At 48.4% G+C, this 20,033-nt stretch carries 17 protein-coding genes; 4 read left to right on the top strand and 13 right to left on the bottom strand.

The window, feature by feature from the left end:
• Positions 1 to 88: 88 nt before the first annotated feature.
• From groL to D1627_RS06075, 11 genes are all read right to left on the bottom strand, one after another.
• The gene (groL, locus tag D1627_RS06025) at positions 89 to 1,726 is read right to left on the bottom strand and encodes a chaperonin GroEL (protein WP_119431336.1); all 1,638 of its coding nucleotides are present in this window, start codon (positions 1,724 to 1,726) and stop codon (positions 89 to 91) included.
• A 39-nt stretch (positions 1,727 to 1,765) separates the two neighbouring features.
• Complete coding sequence (gene groES / locus D1627_RS06030) at positions 1,766 to 2,056, bottom strand: co-chaperone GroES (RefSeq protein WP_199688389.1); 291 nt, start codon at positions 2,054 to 2,056, stop codon at positions 1,766 to 1,768.
• A gap of 252 nt (positions 2,057 to 2,308) precedes the next feature.
• A complete protein-coding gene (gene secG, locus D1627_RS06035; RefSeq protein WP_119431337.1) occupies positions 2,309 to 2,692 on the bottom strand; it encodes a preprotein translocase subunit SecG in 384 nt (127 codons plus the stop codon).
• A 1-nt stretch (position 2,693) separates the two neighbouring features.
• A complete protein-coding gene (locus tag D1627_RS06040) occupies positions 2,694 to 4,202 on the bottom strand; it encodes a tetratricopeptide repeat protein (protein WP_119431338.1) in 1,509 nt (502 codons plus the stop codon).
• Between the two features lie 30 nt (positions 4,203 to 4,232).
• The gene (gene lptE / locus D1627_RS06045) at positions 4,233 to 4,763 is read right to left on the bottom strand and encodes an LPS assembly lipoprotein LptE (RefSeq protein ID WP_119431339.1); all 531 of its coding nucleotides are present in this window, start codon (positions 4,761 to 4,763) and stop codon (positions 4,233 to 4,235) included.
• The gene (locus tag D1627_RS06050) at positions 4,747 to 6,027 is read right to left on the bottom strand and encodes a sigma-54 interaction domain-containing protein (protein WP_119431340.1); all 1,281 of its coding nucleotides are present in this window, start codon (positions 6,025 to 6,027) and stop codon (positions 4,747 to 4,749) included. The genes lptE and D1627_RS06050 overlap by 17 nt, the downstream gene beginning before the upstream one ends.
• Positions 6,028 to 6,101: 74 nt before the next feature.
• On the bottom strand, positions 6,102 to 7,532 hold the full coding sequence (gene miaB, locus D1627_RS06055) for a tRNA (N6-isopentenyl adenosine(37)-C2)-methylthiotransferase MiaB (RefSeq protein WP_119431341.1): 1,431 nt from the start codon (positions 7,530 to 7,532) through the stop codon (positions 6,102 to 6,104).
• A gap of 196 nt (positions 7,533 to 7,728) precedes the next feature.
• Positions 7,729 to 9,021 carry an anthranilate synthase component I family protein gene (locus D1627_RS06060; protein ID WP_199688390.1) on the bottom strand — a complete coding sequence of 431 codons (1,293 nt, stop codon included), beginning with the start codon at positions 9,019 to 9,021 and terminating at the stop codon, positions 7,729 to 7,731.
• Between the two features lie 7 nt (positions 9,022 to 9,028).
• Positions 9,029 to 10,498, bottom strand: a complete 1,470-nt coding sequence (locus tag D1627_RS06065; RefSeq protein WP_119431342.1) for a tetratricopeptide repeat protein — start codon at positions 10,496 to 10,498, stop codon at positions 9,029 to 9,031.
• A gap of 52 nt (positions 10,499 to 10,550) precedes the next feature.
• Positions 10,551 to 11,282 carry a zinc ribbon domain-containing protein gene (locus D1627_RS06070; RefSeq protein WP_119431343.1) on the bottom strand — a complete coding sequence of 244 codons (732 nt, stop codon included), beginning with the start codon at positions 11,280 to 11,282 and terminating at the stop codon, positions 10,551 to 10,553.
• A 3-nt stretch (positions 11,283 to 11,285) separates the two neighbouring features.
• The gene (locus tag D1627_RS06075) at positions 11,286 to 12,386 is read right to left on the bottom strand and encodes a Nif3-like dinuclear metal center hexameric protein (RefSeq protein WP_119431344.1); all 1,101 of its coding nucleotides are present in this window, start codon (positions 12,384 to 12,386) and stop codon (positions 11,286 to 11,288) included.
• 71 nt (positions 12,387 to 12,457) lie between these two features.
• Between D1627_RS06075 and lpxK the strand changes: the two genes are divergently transcribed.
• The 3 genes from lpxK to miaE all read left to right on the top strand — a co-directional run bounded on the left by lpxK (position 12,458) and on the right by miaE (position 16,220).
• Positions 12,458 to 13,510 carry a tetraacyldisaccharide 4'-kinase gene (gene lpxK / locus D1627_RS06080; RefSeq protein WP_119431345.1) on the top strand — a complete coding sequence of 351 codons (1,053 nt, stop codon included), beginning with the start codon at positions 12,458 to 12,460 and terminating at the stop codon, positions 13,508 to 13,510.
• A 38-nt stretch (positions 13,511 to 13,548) separates the two neighbouring features.
• Entirely contained in the window at positions 13,549 to 15,495 is a 1,947-nt protein-coding gene (locus D1627_RS06085; RefSeq protein WP_147383227.1) for a putative porin, read from the top strand.
• A gap of 116 nt (positions 15,496 to 15,611) precedes the next feature.
• The gene (gene miaE, locus D1627_RS06090; RefSeq protein WP_119431347.1) at positions 15,612 to 16,220 is read left to right on the top strand and encodes a tRNA-(ms[2]io[6]A)-hydroxylase; all 609 of its coding nucleotides are present in this window, start codon (positions 15,612 to 15,614) and stop codon (positions 16,218 to 16,220) included.
• 82 nt (positions 16,221 to 16,302) lie between these two features.
• Here the strand turns inward: miaE and D1627_RS06095 are convergent, their stop codons facing one another.
• On the bottom strand, positions 16,303 to 17,535 hold the full coding sequence (locus D1627_RS06095; protein WP_119431828.1) for an asparagine synthetase B: 1,233 nt from the start codon (positions 17,533 to 17,535) through the stop codon (positions 16,303 to 16,305).
• 167 nt (positions 17,536 to 17,702) lie between these two features.
• Between D1627_RS06095 and D1627_RS06100 the strand changes: the two genes are divergently transcribed.
• Complete coding sequence (locus D1627_RS06100) at positions 17,703 to 18,947, top strand: ABC transporter permease (RefSeq protein ID WP_119431348.1); 1,245 nt, start codon at positions 17,703 to 17,705, stop codon at positions 18,945 to 18,947.
• 449 nt (positions 18,948 to 19,396) lie between these two features.
• Here the strand turns inward: D1627_RS06100 and D1627_RS06105 are convergent, their stop codons facing one another.
• Positions 19,397 to 20,005 (bottom strand): OmpH family outer membrane protein, encoded by a 609-nt coding sequence (locus D1627_RS06105; RefSeq protein ID WP_119431349.1) that lies wholly within the window; start codon positions 20,003 to 20,005, stop codon positions 19,397 to 19,399.
• Positions 20,006 to 20,033: the final 28 nt, after the last annotated feature.

Consider the following 20,033-nt stretch of genomic DNA (forward strand, 5'->3'; position numbering starts at 1 on the left):
GCATGCAATAGTAGCAGCTTTTGGTTTTAAGATTAAAAGCAAAAACCCTGAGCCATTGCTAGCTCAGGGTTTTTGATAGGATTTGGTATTACATCATGCCGCCCATACCGCCCATTCCTGGAGGCATAGCTGGTGCACCACCTTTATCATCTTCCGGCTCCTCAGAAACCACACACTCAGTTGTCAGCAATAGGCCGGCAATAGAAGAGGCGTTCTCAAGGGCAAGACGCGTAACTTTAGTTGGGTCGATGATACCAGCTGCAAACATGTTTTCATACTTGTCATCGCGGGCATTGTAACCATAATCGGCCTTGCCTTCACGAACAGCCTGTACTACTACAGAACCTTCGCCACCAGCGTTAGAAACGATTGTTCTAAGCGGAGCTTCCAGTGCAGTTCTGATAATCTGAACACCAGTTTTCTGGTCAGGGTTATCTACATTCACGTTTTCAAGGGCATCCAGGGCACGGATTAGGGCTACGCCACCACCAGCTACGATGCCTTCTTCAACGGCAGCACGGGTTGCGTGCAGGGCATCATCCACGCGGTCTTTCTTCTCTTTCATCTCTACTTCCGTAGAAGCACCGATGTAAAGGATAGCAACACCACCTGAAAGCTTCGCTAAACGCTCCTGCAGTTTCTCCTTGTCATAGTCAGATGTAGTAGTCTCCATCTGCGCTTTGATCTGGTTAACACGCGCAACGATATCATCTTTTGTACCAGCACCGTTAACTACAGTAGTGTTGTCTTTGTCGATGATCACTTTCTCAGCCTGGCCAAGATATTCTAAAGTAGCGTTCTCCAGCTTGTAGCCGCGCTCTTCAGAGATCACCGTACCGCCTGTTAGGATTGCGATATCTTCCAGCATAGCTTTTCTTCTGTCGCCGAAGCCCGGAGCTTTAACAGCGGCAATCTTCAGTGAGCCACGCAGTTTGTTTACTACCAGTGTAGCCAGCGCCTCGCCGTCTACGTCCTCAGCCACAATGATCAAGCCTTTACCAGTCTGAACCACTTGCTCCAATACCGGAAGCAGTTCTTTCATCGTAGAAACTTTCTTGTCGTAGATCAGGATGTAAGGGTTGTCGAACTCAGCCTCCATTTTCTCTGGGTTAGTTACGAAGTATGGAGAAAGGTAACCACGGTCAAACTGCATACCTTCCACAGTCTTCACCTCAGTTTCAGTACCTTTTGCTTCCTCTACGGTAATTACACCATCCTTGCCAACTTTATCCATAGCATCGGCAATCATTTTACCGATTTCAGGATCGTTGTTGGCAGAGATTGTACCTACCTGAGAAATTTCAGAAGAGTTCTCAATTTTCTTAGACTGAGACTTAAGGTTGGCCACAACAGCTTCAACAGCCTTGTCGATACCGCGCTTCAGGTCCATTGGGTTTGCACCGGCAGCCACGTTCTTAATACCGGCAGTATAAATTGCCTGCGCAAGTACAGTGGCAGTAGTAGTACCGTCACCAGCCTGGTCAGCAGTCTTAGAAGCAACCTCTTTTACAAGCTGCGCACCCATGTTCTCGATGGCGTCTTTCAGGTCGATTTCCTTTGCTACTGAAACACCATCTTTGGTGATGGTTGGCGCACCGAATTTTTTATCGATGATTACATTACGGCCTTTCGGGCCAAGCGTAACCTTAACAGCATTTGCTAACTTATCAACGCCAGATTTGATTTTGTGGCGGGCTTCGCTATCGAATGTGATATTTTTTGCCATAATATTTTTTACAGATTAGGTTTACTGATCAGTTTTAGATTAAAGGATAGCCAGGATGTCAGACTCACGCATGATCAGGTAGTCATTGCCGTCAACCGAAATCTCAGTACCAGCATATTTGCCATACAACACAGTGTCTCCTACGCTTACCTGCGGCTTCATCAGGGCACCTTGCTCAGATACTTTTCCTTCGCCTACGGCTACGATTTCCCCACGCTGAGGCTTTTCTTTCGCAGTGTCAGGGATGATGATACCAGACTTTGTTTTTTCTTCTGCAGCAGCAGGAGCTACAATTACTCTGTCCGCTAATGGTTTAATGTTGATTGACATAGTTTTTGATTATTAGATTATGTTTTTTTAATCTTTAATGCACCGAACCTTTATCATTTCCTGTGCCAAGACGTGAAAGTTCCCAATTCAAGCCAAATTTTCAGTTTCTAACGCCATTAAGCCTGTCAAGTTTGGCAGACTGTGTCAGGGTGCGGAACTTTTTTAGCAAAACTGTCAGGTATGGCTGTCACCAATTAAAAATAAAAAAGCCGACCTGTAGGGGTCGGCTTTTTTAAAATATGTATTGTTTCGTTATTCTGCCTCAGCAGTATCAATCATTTCAGGGATGTCAGCTGCATCCGGAATAGTAGCTGTGCTATCTACAACACCTGGTAACGCGCCAGCAGGTGCCGCCGGAAGCTGCGATTGACGAGCACGCTCTTCATTCACGCTTCTTATAGCGCCTTCACCGTCATTGCCAATCATCTGTGTAGCCAGCGTAAGCACTACCAGCGTGATTGCAAATCCCCATGTTAGTTTCTCTAACAGGTCGCCTGTGCGCTTTACGCCCATTAATTGGCTGGTGCTACCGCCAAACTGGCTAGACAGGCCGCCTCCCTTAGGGTTCTGAGCAAGTACAACCAAAACGAGCAGTACGCAGACAAAAATAATGATACTGATAAGGGCGATATACATGTTAACTTAGGTTTTGTAATTTTTCGATCTGTTCGGCAAAGTAACTCTTTTTTTCCGGATATTTCAAAATGAGTTGCTCATATATTTTTATTGCTTTTTTCACTTTGCCTTGCTTTAAAAATATATTGGCCAGACTTTCAGAGGCTATGCCACGCTTAATCTTAGAGCTTTTAAGTGATAAATCCTCCTGAGGCTCAGGCTTCATCTTCACATTGTTCATGGCTTTGAGGCGCGGGTTAATCTTCAGGAACTGGTCGATGATGTTGAGCTGCTGATGCAAGGTAGGAGGGGTTGGCTCTTCTTGCGGCTCAAATTCATGTGTTTTACTGTATTCAAGAATCAGCTCGGGGTGGAAGCCCTGCGGCTTAATGCGCGTAATTTCTTCCTGTTCTTTTAGCTGTAGCGCTTCGCCCATGCGGCTTGATGCCATCCAGTAACCCAGGACATCCTGCTGGTACATCTGGTCTATTTCATCAAAGACATACTTTACTTCATCCTCCTGCGGCTCAACCTGTGGCTGTTGTTCCTGGGTTTCAGGCAGGTCATAGGTAAGTTCCGGTAGTTCGTCCTGGTTGGTGTCCAGGCTAAAGTATGCTTTGGCGGCAGCGGCTGTCTCAGCTGCGATAAGTTTTGCCAGGTCATCTTCTGATGGTTCTGGCGTTTCTTGGGCAAGCGGCTCCTCAGGTGCGGTAATGGTTACTTCTACATTTTCAGAGTTTTCCTGTAACTCTGGGATAAGCTCCTCCGTGATTTGTTCCGGGGCTTGGTAAGCCGTTTCGTCCGGTTTCTGCGCCAGAAGATCTGTAAACGAAGGGCTCAGGCTCTTGATAGTCAGGAGCAGGGCAAGCTCAGAGTCCAGTTTCTCCATGGGCTGCTCCAGTATGTCCGCAGCCGGTTCTTCTGATGCATGTAATTCTGTTGCAGGCTCTATTTCTTCTTCCTCAGCGGATATAGACTCGTGCTGTTCAAACTGAACCTCATCAGCAACATGCTCTGAAGAATAAGCGGACTCTTCTGCCTGGGCTGCTTCTTCAGTTTCTTCTCCCTGAACCGTTGCAAATTCTTCTTCTATAAATTGAACCTCCGTAGAAGGCTCTTTGGAGGTAATCGAGTTATCAGGAAGTATAACTTCATGTTCTGCAACTATAGTAGGTTCCTCCAGTTGATTTTGTTCTTGAAGGCTTACGCTATTGGGTTCTTCCTGCGGAGCGTCAGTCTGCGCTAGGGTAGCGACTTCAGGCGGTGCGGCTGGTTCCTCAAAAACCGGCTCTGCAACCGGCGAAGTATAAATGATGCGTTTAAGCAGCTGCCGGTTGGTGGCATAGGCCGATGCCCGGCGCAAACGCTGCGTAGAAAGCATGCTTCCTTTGTCGTAGGCCGACTTAGCCAGAAGCAGGTGCGCCGTCTGGCAATACGGAAACGTTGCCGCAACCTTCTCCAGTTCTTCCGTTTGCTGGTCGGAGATGGAGGTGGCTTGCTTAATGAGCTCTAGAAAAGCGGATTTATTCATGCTGGCTTAGCTACAAATTGTAAGTCGGCATTACCAATCTGCCACGGTCTTGTTAAACACATCCACAACCAATTGCTCAGAAAGTTGCTCGATCTGGGCGGTAGATAGCTGCGTGATGTCGACGTTCTGCGGAAAATCCTGTGAAATAGAGAAAGTCCTGTCGAAATCCTTTTCCGGTTGCTTAACATTGGTAAAGCGTATCTGCACCCCAAGCGTCAGGCGGTTCAGCGAGGCAATGTCCTGCTGGCCGTCGCGTTGTATCGCGGCTGGGGCATAGGTAAAGCTAACAATCTGGCCTTCCAATTGCAAATCTCCCTGGCTCTGAATAATAGTCAGGTTCGTGTTGCGGCGGTAATAATCCTTAAAGTTGTTGGTGATAACCTGTGTGAGATTAGACGGGCCCTCGCCGGTGCTATTCTCAATGTTCTGGATAGACAGCGTTTTGATGTCCGGTGATATCGTGGTGCCGGTAAAAGAGTAAATGCCGCAGCCGCTGCACGCCAAGAGCATCAACAGCACTAGCGGATAGCTGAACAGGCGCAGATTATTCTTCAATGTCATACTGCTTGAGTTTGCGGTAGAGGGTACGTTCTGAAATGCCCAGGTCCTGAGCGGCATACTTGCGTTTGTTGTTATGTTTCTTGAGCGCTTTCAGGATCAGCTCTTTTTCCTTATCCTCTAAAGATAGGCTTTCTTCCTCGGTTTCATGCGGGATGTCTTCCACTTTGTCATCCTCGTACTCCTGCGGTGCCGTGTGCTTGATCGGCAGGTAGTATGGTTCTTTCTGCACGGGCTCCTGCGGGTAGTTTCGGCTTGGGTACGCAGGCTGCTGCTCCATGTTCTCAAAGAGGTGGCTGTGCTCGCGCAGAAGCTCCTCGTCGTTTGGCTGATGGGCCAGCATGTCAAACACCAGTTTTTTCAGCTCAGACATATCGCGGCGCATATCAAAAAGCACTTTGTAAAGCAGGTCGCGCTCCGATATCTTGCCTTCGGTGCCGTTTTCGCGGGCCAACACGGCCGGCAGCTGCGAGGTTTGCTCGTAAGGCAGATAGCGTTTCAGGGTTTCCGCATTCACATCGCGGTCATACTCAAGCACCGATATTTGCTCCACAATGTTCTTGAGCTGGCGAATGTTGCCTGGCCAGCGGAAAGCCTCCAGCTCCTTCACGGCATCGGGCGTAAGGCTGATCGGCTGCATTTTATACTTGTCGGAGAAATCCGAGGCGAACTTTCTGAACAGTAGGTAAATGTCGTTCCCGCGCTCACGCAGCGGCGGCACGGAAATCGGAACGGTATTCAAGCGATAGTATAAGTCCTCACGGAACGTGCCTTTGTCCACGGCGTTGATCAGGTTTACGTTGGTGGCGGCAACCACACGTACATCGGTTTTCTGAACTTTAGAGGAGCCAACTTTAATAAACTCGCCATTCTCGAGCACGCGAAGCAAGCGCGCCTGCGTGCCCAAGGGCATTTCCCCGATCTCATCCAGAAAGATAGTGCCCCCGTCGGTTACCTCGAAATAGCCTTTACGAGCTTCCTGAGCGCCGGTAAAGGAGCCTTTCTCGTGGCCGAACAGTTCGGAGTCGATAGTGCCCTCTGGTATGGCGCCGCAGTTAATGGCAATGAACTGGCCATGCTTGCGTGGGCTAAGCTGATGTATGATCTTGGAGAATGACTCTTTACCACTGCCGCTCTCCCCAGTGATCATCACCGTCATATCCGTAGGGGCCACCTGTGCCGCTACCTGTATGGCGTGGTTCAGCAAAGGGGAGTTTCCGATGATGCCGAAGCGCTGTTTTATACTTTGTATATCAATATTGCGCATTATCCGATGTATAGATTTGGGGAAGCACTGGCTTGGGCATAAAATTTATACTTTGCCCAAGCCAGCGCAACGCATTAATCGACTGCTTCGCCGAAGAGTGTGCCTACACTGCAATCGTGTACAAAAACGTTCACGTAGTCGCCTTTCTTGTAGTGCTTTTTGTCGAAGATAACTACTTTGTTCTGGTCGTTGCGGCCGCTTAGCTGCTGGTCAGACTTTTTAGAGAAGTTCTCTACCAGCACGCGGTGCACTCTGCCTATATCGCGCTTGTTGCGGTTAAGCGAGGTTTCGCGCTGCTTCTCGATGATCTCGGCCAAACGGCGTTTTTTTACCTCCAGCGGAATGTCGTCCTCCAGCTTGCGTGCCGCTAAGGTGCCTGGGCGCTCAGAGTAGAAGAACATGTAAGAGTAATCGTATTGCACGTAATCCATCAAAGATAGCGTATCCTGGTGCTCTTCCTCAGTTTCGGTACAGAAGCCGGCAATCATATCCGAAGAAATACCGCATTCCTCGCCAAGTATCGCACGAATAGCATCCACACGGTTCAGGTACCACTCGCGGTCGTAGGTGCGGTTCATTAGCTCCAGTACACGCGAGTTACCGCTCTGTGCCGGCAAGTGTATGTATTTGCAGATGTTGTCATACTTCTTCATGGTGTATAACACTTCATCCGTGATATCCTTCGGGTGGGAGGTAGAAAAGCGTACGCGCAGCTCCGGGCTCAGTTGGGCCACTTTCTCCAGCAGCTGGGCAAAGTTGACGGTTTCAGCGCCATCCTCGGATGTCCACTTATAAGAGTCCACGTTCTGGCCAAGCAGGGTAACTTCCTTATAGCCATTATCGATCAACTGCTGCGCCTCACGCACGATAGAATAAGAATCACGGCTACGCTCACGGCCACGGGTAAACGGCACCACGCAGAAAGAGCACATGTTATCGCAACCACGCATGATTGAGATAAACGCGCTCACGCCATTGCTATTCAGTCGGATAGGGTTGATGTCAGCGTATGTTTCCTCGCGGGAGAGGAGCACGTTAACGGCTTTCTGGCCGCCATCCACTTCGTTTATCAGGTTAGGCAGGTCGCGGTAAGCATCCGGGCCAACCACCAGGTCAACTATCTTTTCTTCCTCTAACAATGATTTTTTTAGGCGCTCGGCCATGCAGCCCAGCACACCAACCATCATATCCGGCTTCTTCTTTTTGTAATAATTGATCTGGCCCAGGCGGTTGCGTACGGTTTGCTCGGCTTTCTCACGGATGGAGCACGTGTTCAAGAACACCAGGTCAGCGTCTTCGATGTTGGAGGTGGTGTCAAAGCCCTGCTCAAACATAATCGATGATACAATCTCGCTGTCTGAGAAATTCATCTGGCAGCCGTAACTCTCAATGTATAACCTGCGGGTTTTCCCAGTATTAGTGGTAACCGTAACCTTGGTGTCGCAGGCGGCGGCTTGCTCCGGTGTACGGCTGTCTATAAAATCTAAATCTACTATTGGATCCATGTTACCTCGTATTACAGCTGCAAATATACTATAATGTTCTTAAAAGTGTGACAGAATGGCAGGCATATTCAAGGATGAATTAGAAATTTGAAAAGTAAGCAAATAAAGTTTGGCTTATGCTACTCAGAAGTAGTATGTGCAGACTTGATAAATTTCAACACTTATCTGCGCATAATTTCTAATTGAAGGCGCAACTCTATACTTGCCCAAGCACCTTCAGCATCGCATGCGCTTTTAAAAGGCATTCCTCGTATTCACGGTCCGGGTCGGAGTCGTAAGTAATGGCGCTTCCCACCATAAAGTTTAAGTAGCCAGTAGAAGCGTTATACTGTAGACTTCGGATTACGACATTAAAATCGCAGTCGCCATTGCCCGTAAAGTGGCCAAATGCGCCAGAGTACAACCCACGCTTGGTGTCTTCCAGTTCTTCAATTAGTTGCATGGCGCTGATCTTGGGAGCGCCGGTCATGCTGCCCATCGGGAAGGCGCCTTTTAGCGCATCTACTATGGTATTCTCGGGTTTTAGCGTTCCCACGACCGTAGAAATCATTTGCGAAACCTGCCTGAAACCGTAAATTCCGAACATTTCCTCAACCTGTACGGTTCCGGTGGCGCAGGACCGACTTAGGTCATTGCGCACCAAATCCACGATCATCATGTTCTCGGCCAGCTCTTTCTCATCGTTTCTAAGCTGGTGCTGTAAGGCGCGGTCCTCTTCCGGTGTGCTGCCCGTGCGAATGGTGCCTTTTATGGGTTGGGAAATAAGGCGCTGTCCTTCCTTCTTTAGAAAACGCTCTGGAGAGGCGCACATCAGGTATTTATCCTGTAGCTTGAGGTAGCCAGAAAAAGGCGTTGGCGATGCCGCATTTAGTGCCATGTATAGAGGTAGCGGGTTGATGCGTGCCTCTTCACTGAAAAATTCCATGCAGTAGTTCAGTTCATACACATTGCCCTCCAGAATGTGTTTTTTAACCTGCTCCACTTGCCGCTTGTACTTCTCGCGAGGCACGCGCTGCTGCATAGTAATGCCAGCCGGAGGGGCTGTAGCGATGCATTCTGAAACGAGTATAGTGTTAACTATATGTTTTCTGTTATCCGTTGAAGTATAAATGGTTATAGTCTCCTTGTTAAAGTATAAGTATACTTCCGGGATGAAAAATGTTAACAATGGAAAGCCCAGATGATCAGGGTTATGGCTGCTCAGCTTTTCGGTTTGATTCTTTAAATCATAGCCCAGGTAACCGCACAAGAGCGGATGCTTTTGCGCTAATAGCTTTTCTAAATGGGTATATGTATCTGTAACCGGAAAAACTTCAGGAGTGCCACTGGATAAAGCCAGGATATGCTCAAAACCATGATGCGGGTATGGAATATCGTTCGGGTTATAGTAGGCTACTAGCGGGTGCTGATCGGCCCAGGCCAGCGCCTTCAATCTAAATTCTTCCAAACTAATCGGAAGATCCTTTTCTTGTATTTCCTCTGTAAACATACGGTACTTAGAAAGTTTGCAAAGCAAGTTTAGCCTTCGCGTCGATGCTGTTTTTGTAAGCATGCCCTTTGTAACTGCGTGCCTGGTTAAAGTATGACTTTGCAGGTTCAGGCTGCTTTAGTGCTAAGTAAATATAGCCAAGTTGCAATGCCGCATTGGGGGCAAAGTATAGCGTAGTGCCCTGGCACAGGTGTATGGTTTGTTTATAAAGGGGCAGCGCAATTTGCACGGAGTCTAGTGCATGGTAAATTCGGGCTTTGCGATAGTAATATTCAGCCTGTGTTGCCTTGGCTGCGGCGTTTGGCAGCTGATACTGATTCAGTTCCTTCAGGGCCTTTTGGTAATATCCGCCATCATAATAGAGGCGCGCGCGCATGAATGGCAACCCTTTAATTTGTTTTGATTTTTCAGCGTACTGTGCGGCATACTTGTCTTCCTCTGTTTCTTCGATTCCCACTTTGCTTATTTGCTGTAAATACCAAGATGCTTGAGGTTTATGGTTTCCGAGAACATAAGCTAAGTATAATTTGTAATTAGCTGACTTTAGATAATGATGCCCTTTATGTAGCTGTAAAAAAAGTTCGTTGGCTATCACTGACTTCGAGTAATCGCCTTTGTATAAGTATAGATCTGCGGCCATGTGGTGCAGGTATGGGAATGATACGTATGAGTTGCGTCTGGGTAAATGCTTGTATATTGCCAGCGCTTCCTCGCCGTGCTTACTTTTTTTGAGCAGGTGCATGGCCACGAACTGCATAAGCAAACTGTTTTTCTGGCTGCTGGCCATTTGCCTGATTTGCTCTAAGGCAATAGCTTCCTTTTCAGGGGCTACCATGTGCAGAAGAACTGTTTGCAGTAGGCGAGCTTCCAGGTGAAACGGATTTTCGGGATTTGTTGCTGCTTGTAGGTTTGCCATGCCCTGCTTTATACTCCCCTTTAAACCAACGATGTTTAAAAACCACTGGTATTGGTCTGGTACCGAGCCAATGAGCGCCTGCAGCACCCCAAGGTTTTTTCTGTTGGGGAGGAAATGGGGGTACGATTCTACGTTCTCCGCATATTGGGAAAATGCTTGACGGAAGTGCCACGCTGCGGATAATCTGCTGCCAAAAAGCAGGTTGCACATCGCCAGTTGCATTTCAACTTCAGCTGCTGCATAACTTTGCCAAGGGTCTTGTTGCGGAAGGTCTTTCAGTTTTTTTAGCCGGATTTCCTGTGCTCGAATCAGTAGCTCATACTTGCTTTGGTCTTGCTGCACGCATAGCTCCAGGAAATCGGCGTAGTTAGCCAGCAATAAGGTTGCAGCGGTGTTCTGCGTAGGTAGGTTTTGGGTCATTTGGCGCCCGCTTTTCAGTTGCAGGCTGAGCAGTTGTTGGTAAGCCGCCTGGTGCCTAGGTGTGTAGCCAGGGGAAGCTAGCAGCGCATGGCTGAAAAGCAAAAGGCCGAGCACCAAAAAAAAAGGATGGGGTTTAGCCATCCTTTTTAGGTTTGTATGCAAGCGATGTACGCTCAAGATTAACTAGATGCTACTAGAATACGCGCAGCTCCACACCAGCCAAAATACGGCCGCAGTGCTCGCAAACGATAATTTTCTTCTGAGCTGCAATATCAGCTTGGCGCTGAGGCGGCACAGTGTTGAAGCAACCACCACAGGCATCACGCTTAACAGACACAACAGCCAGGCCGTTGCGTACGTTTTTGCGGATTCGGGAGTAAGCGCTAAGCAGGCGTGGCTCAATGTTGCCGGCTGCCTTTTCGCGGTCATCCTCCAGTTTTCTCTCTTCTTCCTGGCTCTCAGCTACGATCTGCTCCAGCTCTTTTTGCTTATTCTCTAAGTCCTTGCGGCGCTCATCCAGGCGGTGCTTGGTGCCTTCGATCTCGGTTTTCTTCTGATCGATCTGGTAGTGCGCTTCTTTTATCTTCTTTTCAGAAATCTGGATTTCCAGCTTCTGAAGCTCGATTTCTTTGGTAATGGCATCGTACTCACGGTTGTTACGTACGTTCTGCTGTTGCTCCTCGTATTTGCGGATCAGGCTTTCTGAGTCTTTGATGGCCTGCTTGCGCTGTGCAATAGACTCGTTAAGACCGGCTACCTCATCGTCAAACTTACGAACCCTAACTTCATAGCCTTCAATTTCATCTTCCAGGTCCTGAACTTCTTCAGGAAGGTCACCTCTTACTCGTTTAATCTCATCAAGTTGCGAATCGATGCTTTGAAGCTTTGCAAGAGCTTCCAGTTTGCTGGCTACAGTACTTTCCATGTATTAAAAAGTGTATCTGACAGGGTTTGTGTTTACTTCTGATATTAAGACTGCAAAATTAGAAAAACTTTTTGAAATAGCGGCATAAAATATCTCCTTTGTAAATACCTCGCTCTCGTAGTGGCCAATGTCTGCTATCATCAGGCGCTGTTCTGCATCAAAGAATTCATGATACTTCACATCTCCTGTAACCAGCGCATCAGCGCCCTGGCGCAGGGCATCCTTGATAAGGAAGCTACCCGAACCGCCGCATACGGCTACCCGCTTTATTTTTTTTGCCCCGACGGAAGTAAAACGGAGGCCCTGCAGTTTCATTTTATCCTTCAGGTAAGCCAGAAACTCCTGCTCCGTTAGGGCTTCGGCCAGTTCGCCAATCACGCCAATGCCTACTTCCTGGTTCTGATTTTCGATATTGTATAAGTAATGCGCCACTTCCTCGTAAGGGTGCGCCTGCTTTAAGGCTTCCATTATTTTGCCTTGCAGATATGCTGGGAACAGAAGCTCCAGCCTGTTTTCCTGCACCTGCTCCGGTTTTCCCTGGCTACCAATAGCGGGTGTGGCCTGTGCTGAGGGCGTAAAGCGACCTGTGCCTGTCACGGTGAAGCTACAACCGCTATACTCGCCAATGTTTCCCGCTCCGGCCTGGTTCAGGGCGTCCAGTACTTTTTCGGTGTTTTCGACAGGTACAAACGTGACCAGCTGCATCAGGGTGGAAGGTTTATTCACCAAAATGCGTTGTTGCTGGAGGGCAAGTTTATCAGCGATCTTTGTGTTCACCCCATTTAAAACATTATCCAGGTTAGTATGGCTGGCGTAAATAGCGATGTTGTTTTGTATGGCTTTGATGATGGTGCGCTCAACGTAATTGCCCCCGGTCAGCTGCTTTAAGCCCTTGAAAATGACTGGGTGGTGCGCCACAACCAGGTTACAGCCCTTAGAAATCGCCTCGTCCAGCACAGCCTCTGTGCAGTCCAGTGTTACCAGCACACCGGTTACTTCTGCGTTGGCATCACCGGTCTGTAAGCCGGCATTATCGTAGCTCTCCTGGTAGCGCAGCGGAGCGAGTTGCTCCAGGAGCGTGGTAATTTCATGTATCTTTGCCATAGTTTTTCTATAAATGAATGATTAGCGTAGGCACGTTAAAATTAACGTAACTTTGCTTCCTTAACAAAACCATGCAAAAATATCTCTACTTTCTGCTGTGGCCCTTTGGGCAGCTTTATGGAGGCTTCATGCGGCTGCGAAACATAGGCTACAACCTTGGGGTTTTACAGTCGCGCTCGTTCGAAATGCCTGTGATAGCTGTAGGTAATTTAACGGTGGGCGGAACCGGCAAAACCCCGCACGTAGAGTACCTGCTCCGCCTGCTGAACAGTTACCGTGTGGCTACCTTAAGCCGCGGTTACAAACGAAAAAGCAGCGGATTTATACTTGCTGATGAACATACTTCAGCCGCAGAAATTGGGGACGAGCCTTATCAATACTATTCAGATTTTAAAGCAGTTAAGGTAGCGGTGTGTGAGGATCGCGTGAAGGGCGTTGAAGCCTTAAAGCGGGCCTTGCCGCAACTGGAGGTTATAGTGCTCGATGATGCCATGCAGCACCGAAGTATAGCCCCATCACTTAATATATTAATCACCGATTTTAACCGACCTTTTTATACGGACCATGTTCTCCCGGCTGGGCGCTTGCGGGAGAACAGAAGCGGCGCGCAGCGTGCCGATGCTGTGATTGTAAGTAAATGCCCGGCTACGCTTACTCCGCAAGAGCGGGATAGGTTAGCCCAAAAAATCGAGGCGTATACATCTCCTGGCGTTCCTGTCTTTTTTTCAACGTATAAGTATGGCTCCCTGGTAAGCATAGGCTGTGATGCACCAATAAACAACCAAGTTATACTATTAACCGGGATCGCCAATGCAAGGCCTTTGAAAGAATATCTGCTCAAAAACGGCTATACTATATTACAGCACCTCGCGTTTCCCGATCATCACCAGTATACTTCAAAAGATCTGGATCAGGTCTGGGGCATGCTTCAGAAACCGGCTTTTGCGGGTGCGAGTATAATCACAACACGTAAGGACGCCGTTAAGCTTTCAGATTCGGATTTGCAAAAATATACGGCCAAGTTACCTGTTTTCTACGTGCCTATAGAGGTAGAATTTCTGGATGAGCAAGAAGTTTTTGATCTTTTTGTGCTGCAGCACGTGCAACAGAAGGTACAGCTTTAGGCCTGCATTTTCCGGTAATATTTCGCTATTTTTGAAACGTGAAAAAAAGAACATTAGCTTTTATACTTGTTATGCTGTGTTTGCTGCTGGCAAACACAGCCGCCGTAGCCCAGATCATAGACGATACCACCAAGGTTATATACAGTCCTAAAACTGTATTACAGCTCTATGAACAGGATGTGCTAAATGGCCGCTATGAAGCGCAACCCATCGATACCTCGCTCAACAACATGCATAATGAGCGCTATTGGTTTAACGATACGCTATTTCACCAGCACCTTGGCAACATTGGCACGGCCTCAACGCCAATGATTTTCCAGATGCCAGACAAGATCGGGGTGAGGCTAGGTAAAAATATCTTTGATCGCTATGCTTACAACCCGTCGAGGTTAAATTATTTCGATACACGTTCGCCTTACACGCATCTTTACTACATTCAGGGTAGCCGTGGAGAGCAGGTTTTTGAGGCATTGCACACACGTAACATTAACCCACGCTGGAACTTCGGGGTAGCATACCAGATTTTGTCGGCGGACCAGCAGGTGGGGCCGGCCTCGCAGGGGCGCAGCAAAGGCTTTCTGGACAACCAGTCTGTAAAAGCCTTTACGCATTACCGCTCCGAAAACGAGAAGTATGATCTGTTCCTGAATTATACCTTCATGAAGGTGGAAGAGATTGAAACCGGCGGCATCGACACGACGGCAAGTATAACTGAAGCCCTTGATCGGTTTGAGGAAGCACCCGTGTACCTTGACCAGGCTCAGAACGAGGAATCCCGTAATAACCTTCACCTGATGCAGATTTACAGGCTGGCAAAAGAGAACCTCAAGGTATACCATGTTCTCGACTATTACCGCCAGCGCAACGAGTATAATGACGATGACATTCCAGATGCACTTATTGGCGCCAACGTTAGTGGCCAACTGTTTTTGGGTAATTCATACTTATACCCACAGTTTATTTATAGCAGCTCTCGCACCAACGACGCTACAGAGTATAAAGAGTTAGAAAACACGTTCGGACTGACTGGTAGTAACAAGCTCTCATCTTATAAAGCCTATGTAAAGCTGCGTAATGCAGGCATCCAGTACGAAGTAATCAACCCAATCCTGGGCCTGCCGGACTCTGTGCTACAAGCAGGCGAAGTGTTTGAGACCATTGGTAGAAGCGGTAACTTTAATCAAGTATTTATAGGCGGCGATATCCGTCTTTTTTACAAGGAGCTTGCTGAAATAACAGGTAACGCAGAATACCAGCTGGCAGGAGACTACCGCATAAAAGGTATGGCCAGGCTGGGCGGCGCATACGGTTCCCTGGAGCGGGTTTTGTATTCTCCCTCACAGGTGCAGAATTTTATGGTAAGCAACCACTACTCCTGGGATAATGATTTTGCCAACATCGTGATTGACCGCATTGGGGCGGGGATTCATCAAAAAATTGGCAAGCGCCAGTACGTGAAGCTGGACGGTAATTATACTAACATTAAGCGACTAGTATTCTACAACTCCGAGGCAGTGCCTGAGCAGGTAGATGGCAACCAGCGCTTCTGGAGCGGAACCTTATCGCATAATATTTTCTTCGGGCCAGTGCATTTAAACAATGTGGTAGCCTACCACAACACCGATGAGGCCGATAAGATCCGTATGCCAGACTGGGTCTGGGAGTCGAAAGCATACATTGAGGGGCCACTGTTTAAGCGGGCCCTCTACTTGCAATTGGGCGTGCAGAGTACATATGCCAGTGCCTACAATGCTTACCAGTTTATGCCCGTAACGCAGCAGTTTTTTGTACAGGATAACTTCTCTGTTCAGGGATACCCGGTAGTGGATGTATTTGTGAATGGCGATATCAAAACGGTGAATTTCTTTTTGAAGATGAGCCACATAAATGCCGAGCTATCAGAGCCGGTCTACTTCCTAACGCCGCTCTACCCAGGCATGCGCCGCAGCTTTGTGTTCGGGCTCAACTGGCGCTTCTTTGATTAAAAAAACGCCGTCGCTGCTTGATCTTAGAGCAGCTCATAAACTATACTTACAAGAAATAATAAACAGGGCAGCTTGTAGATTACAAGCTGCTCTGTTGCACCTACCAAATCATACTTATGGCTACCACGCAACCTACCAAAACCATACTTCGGCTGGAACTTCCCACAGACCCACGGTGGGTAAATATCGCAGAGAAGAATATTGAGGAGATACTCGTTGACCACGCTTACTGCGAGCAGAAGGCGGCAACCTCTGGCATCTCACTGATTGTGAAGTACCCGGATAAAGAGCGTCTGGTTGAGGAAATGACAGAGTTGGTGGCCGAGGAGTGGAGCCACTTTGAGCGCGTGATGGAGCAACTTAAGAAGCGCGGCTTTGGCCTGGGCCGTAACCGCCCGGATGAGTATGTGGTAGAACTGACGAAGCATATCCGTAAGGGAAATAAGCGCGAGCGCCAGCTAATGGACCACCTGCTTGTAAACGCCCTGATCGAGGCCCGCAGCTGCGAGCGCTTCAAGCTGCTCTGGAAACACATACAGGACGAGGAGCTGCAGAAGTTCTACTACGAGCTAATGGTATCTGAAGCCGGGCACTACGTTAGCTTTGTAAAGCTGGCAAAGGAATACATGCCCGCTGAGGAAGTTGATGCCCGCCTAAAGGAGCTGCTTGCCATAGAAGCAGACATTATCCGAAATCTGGAACCGCGCCCAGACAGAATGCACTAGTGAGTTCTGAGTTATGAATTCTGAGTCTTGAGTCATACTTATTTTTTAACTCGGCACTCAGAATTCATAACTCAGAACTCCATCAGGTTTTTTGCTTTTTCTTTTTGGCTGCCGGGAAGAGGATATTGTTCAGAATGAGCCGGTACCCTGGGGAGTTTGGGTGCAGGGCCAGATCTGTCGGGTCTTCGCCAACTAAGTGCTGGTAGTCTTCCGGGTCGTGGCCGCCGTAGAACGTCCAGGTGCCGCGCCCATAGGTGCCGTGCATGTAGCGTATCTCGCCCAATTCTTGGTTTTCACCCATTATTACCACTTCAGGCTTAACCAGGCTTTTGCGGAAAGCTGTGGTTTGGCCCATAAACCCTTTTATCGTTTTTACGTGGTCCTGCGTGAGCATGGTTGGGATCGGGTCCCATTTTGCGGAGAAGGTGAATAGCTGAAAATAGTCGTTCGACTCAGTTACGGGGCGCTCTTGTGGCTGCACATCTATGTTGGAGTATTCATACTCCAGGGGGTTGCGCGAGATCCTGAAATCCCGGAAGGCAAAGGTCTTACTGTAATCCAGTTTTTGCTGCGCAGTGGGGTCTGCGGCATCGCCGTCGAACATGGCTTCCACAATATCCAGGCCTTCAGCGGCCAGGGCAATGTCGTAGGTATCGGTGGCCGAGCACATAGCAAAGAGAAAACCGCCGCCAGCCGTAAAATCTTTAATCTTGTTTACTACCGCCAGCTTTAATTGCGATACCTTCTCGAAACCTAACTCCGTGGCTGACTCCTCAGCTTCGCGCTGCTGCTCCTGGTACCAAGGGTAATGCCGATAGCTGGCGTAAAACTTGCCGTACTGGCCCGTGAAATCCTCATGGTGCAGGTGCAGCCAGTCATACTTTGGCAAATCGCCCTGCACAATCTCCTTATCGTAGATCACATCGTATGGTATCTCGGCATAGGTCAGTACTAGGGTCACGGCATCATCCCAGGGCATTTTTGATTTAGGAGAGTACACTGCCACTTTTGGCACTTTCTCCAGTTTCATGATATCCATGTTTGCCTCCGGGTCGTTGATCTGCTGCAGAATGCCGTTGTACTGCGCATCCGAGATCACGTTGTAGCTCACGCCCCGCACGATCAGCTCATTCTCAAGCTGCGGAACATGGTTAAATGCGAAACTTCCGCCACGGTAGTTAAGCAGCCAATCCACGGGCACGTTTTTGCCAAGTACCCAATACGCCACGCCGTATGACTTTAAGTGGTCTTTCTGGACCTCATCCATCGGCACTAAAATAGTGCTGGCCCAGGCAGGCAAGTGCATAAGTAGCATGAGGAGTAAAAGCGCGGTGGTACGGAAAAACATCAGGTTGGTCTTTAAAATATAGTCAAATGTATAAAAAAGGTTCATTTTTAAGAAAATGACACTATCTTAGAAGCATTGCTGCCGATTTTTATTCTTAACGTAAAAGATAACAAAAGCGCACATCTTTCCCGCAGATGAACCTACTCGAAAATATACGCGAAGGCCTGAGAGCCATCAAGAGCAACTTGCTCCGCACCGTACTTACCGGTCTAATCATTTCCATTGGCATCATGTCGTTGGTTGGCATACTTACCGCTGTTGATAGCATGAAGTACTCCCTGACCCAAACCTTCTCAAACCTGGGAGCCAACTCCTTCGATATCCGCCGGAAGGGCATGAATAACCGGGGTAGTCGACAGGGCCGCGTGGAGAAAGTATACCCACAGATAGATTACGAGCAGGCATCGCAGTACAAAGAGCAAATGGCCGATGAGGCGCGCGTGAGTCTTTCGGCGTTTGTTTCCGGGGCCACAGTTGTAAAGAGCGAAACAGAGAAAACCAATCCAAACATTAGTGTGGTGGCGGCTGATGAGAACTACATGCTCAACAATAACCTGAACCTGGCCAAGGGGCGCGACTTTTCTTCTTTTGAGCAGGAGATGGGAAATAACGTGGCTATTATCGGAGATGAATTGGCTACCAGCCTTTTTAAAGGACAGGATGCAGTAGGAGAGTATATTACCTTTTTAGGCCGAAGGTTTAAGGTTATTGGCCAGATGGAAAAAGCGGGCAGCAGCATGGGTGGCAGCAGCGATCGCCGCATACTTATACCCCTCGAAACTGGCCGCCAGATTCCTAGAAATGGCAATTCGGAGCTGAACTTCGATATTAAAACAGCTATTTTTCGAGCCGATGAACTGAACTATGTGATGGGCGAGGCTACCGGAAAAATGCGCAACATTCGGCAGGATGCCTTAGGCCAGGAAGACTCCTTTGAAATTCGTCGCTCTGACTCGCTAATCGAAAGCCTGAACAAAATAACCGGTTACTTGAAATGGGGAGGAGGCGTTATCGGGTTCATCACGTTGCTGGGCGCATCGGTTGGTTTGATGAACATTATGATGGTATCGGTAAACGAACGCACCCGCGAGATTGGTGTGCGAAAGGCCTTGGGTGCAACAGCCTTCCAAATACGGCAGCAGTTCCTGATAGAGGCTATCGTTATCTGTATACTTGGCGGTTTGGTGGGTATACTGCTTGGCATTTTAATGGGTAACGGCATTGCCTCGTTAATTGCCGAAGGCGGCGGTTTCTTTGTGCCTTGGCTATGGGTTTTTGTGGGGCTTAGCATTTGTGTAGCAGTAGGCGTTATCTCTGGTTACTATCCGGCTTTCAAAGCTTCTAAACTTGATCCGATTGAATCGTTGCGATATGAGTAATGTTGAAAAGTATGGTATAAACGAGAAGCCCGCTGCGAACAACAGCGGGCTTCTCGTTTATACCATACTTTAACTTCAGCGCTGACTTAACTTGGCTTATGTTAGCATAGCTGGGAGAGATGCTCAGTCTTGCATACTTATCTTTTCAAGCTACTTTGTTGAGCTCCAAGTCCGCGAGGACTCGTTTTACCACTCGGCGCTGTGTTCCCTCCTGCGCCAGGGCGCTGCCCTACGGGCACCGGATCTCACAAGGCGCCTCCCGGAAAAACTGGGAGCTGTTTTTTTCTTAAGTTGCGAGTTTTAACGCCTTCCTGCTAAGCGGGCTTATCTTGATGCTTTTCGTTTCTAGGTTCACGTTGCGTTTAGATTAGGCGGTGGCATAGGTTTAAAACCAAAAGGCCCGCTGCAGGTTGTGCGGCGGGCCTTTTGGTTTTATGGGCGAGAGAGAATTACTTCTTTTTCTCTTCAGTCGTCTTTTCTTCTTTTTTGTCAGAAGATTCGGCTTTCTCTGTTTCGTAGGTCTTGTTTAGTGAAGCAACAACTTTCTCGGTGATGTCCAGGGTAGAGTCGCCGTAAAGGATGGCGCTGTTGCCACGCTGGTAAGTGAGCACCATTTTGTAGCCTTCCTCGTTGCTTAACTGCTTCAAGTATTCCTCTACGCGGTCGTAGATTTTCTTCATTTCCTCCGACTCCTCAGAAACAAGCTCGTTGCCTGAGCTTTGCTGAAGCGCCTGCAGCTGCTGCTGCTTCTGGGCAAGGCGCTGCTCAGTGTTAGCACGCTGCTGCTGCGACATGCCGGCCGCTGACTCCTGGTAACGTTGTACTTCTTTCTGGAAAGACTCAGCCTGTGCGCGAAGGTCTTTTTCTTTTTGTTCGGCTTTGCCTTGCAGGCGGTCGCGTACGTCTTTAAAGTATTCGTAGTTCGCCAGGAGCGAGTCAGAGTTTACATAAACGATGTTCGGTGCGCCTGCAGCGGTCTCAACGTTTGCGGTAGTGTTGTTCGGGTTCTGGTTGCAGGCTACCATCATGGCAGAAGCCGCAGCCAGACCTAATGTCATCTTTAAAACTTTCACGCTCTATCTAATT

The sequence above is a fragment of the Pontibacter oryzae genome (genome assembly GCF_003576375.1).
Taxonomy (GTDB): Bacteria; Bacteroidota; Bacteroidia; order Cytophagales; family Hymenobacteraceae; genus Pontibacter; species Pontibacter oryzae.